Origin of the sequence: Halomonas cerina, assembly GCF_014192215.1 — a bacterium.
Lineage (GTDB): Bacteria > Pseudomonadota > Gammaproteobacteria > Pseudomonadales > Halomonadaceae > Halomonas > Halomonas cerina.
On record NZ_JACHXP010000046.1, the window covers coordinates 1 to 3,227 of the forward strand.

General features: G+C 64.3%; 2 protein-coding genes. One reads left to right on the top strand and one right to left on the bottom strand.

The features are described 5' to 3' along the window. Window positions 1–363 precede the first annotated feature (363 nt). On the top strand, window positions 364–1,659 hold the full coding sequence (locus FHR94_RS19345; RefSeq protein WP_183328385.1) for an aspartate kinase: 1,296 nt from the start codon (window positions 364–366) through the stop codon (window positions 1,657–1,659). 88 nt (window positions 1,660–1,747) lie between these two features. Here FHR94_RS19345 and gap read toward each other — a convergent pair whose 3' ends face one another. Beyond that, window positions 1,748–2,770 (bottom strand): type I glyceraldehyde-3-phosphate dehydrogenase, encoded by a 1,023-nt coding sequence (gene gap / locus FHR94_RS19350; protein WP_183328388.1) that lies wholly within the window; start codon window positions 2,768–2,770, stop codon window positions 1,748–1,750. Between the last annotated feature and the right edge of the window lie 457 nt (window positions 2,771–3,227).

A 3,227-nucleotide genomic window follows, 5' to 3' on the forward strand; every position in this document is an offset into this window, starting at 1 on the left:
TGGCCATGGGCTTGATCGCGTGGATCGCCAACTTACCGGGGCGGGGGAATCGATGGTACTTCAAGGCGCTGTCACGTAAATCGTCTGCCATGTGCGTTATCTCCTTCCGCTTTCGCTCGCGGCGACAGCGGCGTCGATGACCGCGTTGCCGCGCGCATCCTCGAACGGCTCCCAGCCCGGCTTCCACTGGCCGAGCCGCCATGCCTTTATCTGTCGGACTCGGCTCAGTATAGGCAGCGATCCACCGCAGCGATGAACTGAGGTGCTGCACCCTGCCGCTTTCTTCTGCCACCCTTACTCCCCTGCCGCTATGCTGTGCACAAGGCAGCCCCCATCACAGGACGCGGAAACAAGGAGCGCACGATGACCCAGGTCTTCAAGTTCGGCGGCGCCTCGATCCGCGATGCCGCGGCCATTCGCCACTTGGGCGAGCTGCTCGACGAGCTTCCGCAGCGCCCCCAGGTGGTGGTGATGTCCGCCATGGGCAAGACCACCAACGCCCTGGAGGCGTTGCTGGCTGCGGCCCGACAGGGCGAGAAGGCCACCTATCGCGAGCGGCTCGCGGCCATCCGCCGCGACCATCTCGACACGGTCGATGCCCTGTTCGGCGCGCAGGCCGACCCTGTGACGGCGCGGGTCGAAGCGCTGATCGACGAGCTCGACCGACGCCATCAGGCGCATGTCGACCAGACACGCCCCTTTCACTACGACCAGACGGTCGGCTTCGGCGAACTGCTCGCCACCACCATCGTCGCCGCCTGGCTCGAGGCGTGTGGACTGCCCACCGCGTGGCAGGATGCCCGCGAGCTGATTATCACCGACGCCTGTCACCAGGCCGCCAATGTCGACTGGGAGGCCACCGCCGAGCGGGTGCGTGCCCTGGCTATCGGCGATGACCGACTGGTGCTGACCCAGGGCTTCATCGGTGGCACCCGGGAGGGTGTCGCCACCACCCTAGGCCGCGAGGGCTCCGACTTCAGCGCGGCGATCCTCGCCCACTGCCTCGGTGCCAAGGGGGTGACCATCTGGAAGGACGTCCCGGGGCTCTTCAATGCCGATCCACGGCGCTTCGACAACGCCGTACGGCTCGCGCACCTCTCCTATGCCGAAACCGTGGAGCTGGCCTGGCACGGCGCCAAGGTGATCCACCCCAAGACCCTGGGCCCGCTACAGCAGAAGACGATCCCGCTAAGGGTCCGCTCCTTCGAGGCACTCGACGCACCGGGCAGCATGATCGACGCCGATACCCGCCACGATGATGAGACAGCCGCCTTCATCCTGCGCGAGACACAGACGCTGCTGACGGTCCACCCCCGCGACTTCGCCTTCATGGACGAAACGCGCCAGCACGACGTCCTCGGCCAGCTGGTGGAGGCCGGCCTGCATGCCAACCTGATCGACAGTGGCGCCATGCGCCTTTCGCTATGCCTGGACGGCGACTCCGAGCGCCTCGAGTCGCTGGCCGAATCCCTGGGTGCCGACTATGAGGTGATCCGCCGGGATGACCTGACCCTGCTCACCGTGCGCCATCCCGACGACGACCTGCTCGCCGCCCTGAGCGATGGGCGTGAGGTCCTCGCCGAGCGTCGTAACGCCGACACCGCCCAGCGGCTGTTCCATAGCGACAAGTGTCCCCGGACCTGGCATATCCCGGAGTGAGGCCTTCCTTGAACGAGACGACGCCGGGCCACGATGGTGGCCCGGCATCAGCGTGGGTGGGCGCCGTCCATGGCGGCCCGGAAAACGGTCAGGCGGCGGCGCGCTTCTCGCCACCGGCTGCGTGCATGGCCAGGGCGGTATCCAGCATGCGGTTGGAAAAGCCCCACTCGTTGTCGTACCAGGCCATGACCTTGACCAGTTTGCCGTTCACCCGAGTGTGGTTGGCGTCGAAGGTCGAGGAGTTGGGGTCATGATTGAAGTCGATGGAGACCAGCGGCTGGGCATTCACCGCGAGCACCTTCGAGGCGGCGGCCGCTTCCTTGACGATGGCATTGATCTCCTCCTTGGTCGTCTCGCGGCTCGCGTTGAAGGTCAGATCCACCAAGGAGACATTGATCACCGGCACTCGCACGGCCAAGCCATCGAACTTGCCGGCCAGCTCCGGCAACACCAGCCCCACAGCGGCAGCGGCCCCGGTCTTGGTGGGGATCATGGAGTGGGTGGCGCTGCGGGCTCGGTAAGGGTCCTTGTGGTAGACATCCGACAGGTTCTGGTCGTTGGTGTAGGCGTGCACCGTGGTCATCAGGCCGTTCTCGATACCCACCGTCGCGTTGAGCGCCTGGGCCACCGGGGCGAGGCAGTTGGTGGTGCAAGACGCATTGGAGACCACCTTGTGCTCGGCGTTCAGCACGTCTTCATTGACCCCATACACCACGGTGGCATCGGCGTCGGGGCTGGGGGCGGAAATCAGCACCTGCCCGGCACCGGCCGTGAGGTGCTTCGCCGCCGACTCGCGCTTGGTGAACAGGCCGGTGCACTCCATGACCAGATCGACTCCCAGCGACTTCCAGGGCAGCTTGCTCGGCTCACGCTCGGAGAGAATGGCAATGCGATCACCATCCACACTCAGGCTCTCCTCGTCGTGATCGACGGCGAAGGGAAAGTGGCCATGCACGGTGTCGTGGCGCAGCAGGTGGGCGTTCAACGCCGGATCCCCCAGGTCGTTGATGGCGACGATTTGCACCCGCTGGCGATACCCGTTCTCGTACAGGGCACGCAGCACGTTGCGGCCGATGCGGCCGAAACCATTGATAGCGATCTTGAGCGTCATGGCGTCTTCCTCTCGATCCAGTGGCAGCTTCTTGGCGTTCGGTGAGCCGATGGGCGGGAGGGCCCCAGGACGTTCCCGGCATCTCGACATGACCCTGTGTGGCGGGCCGACGGCTCGTGTGCCACATAATGTGAACCAAGAGAGGCCGAGACTCAAGCAATTTTTAGTAACTTTACAACATAAACTTCTGCTAACGATTCGCCAGAACAGGGTCCGATCCCATGAAAATGACAAGCTGTATCGATTCATCTCGATCATAAGACGCCGGAATACGACCTTAGTATCAGGCAATTTTGTAGTAATATTACCCCTTAGACGTTATCTTGACCGTATCCAGCTTCCGCGGAGAGACTTCATGCATTATGCCCCGATCCACGACCCCGTTCGCCGCACCAAGATCGTCGCCACCCTGGGTCCCGCCAGCGACCGCGAGGGCGTGCTCGAGCAGATGATCGCC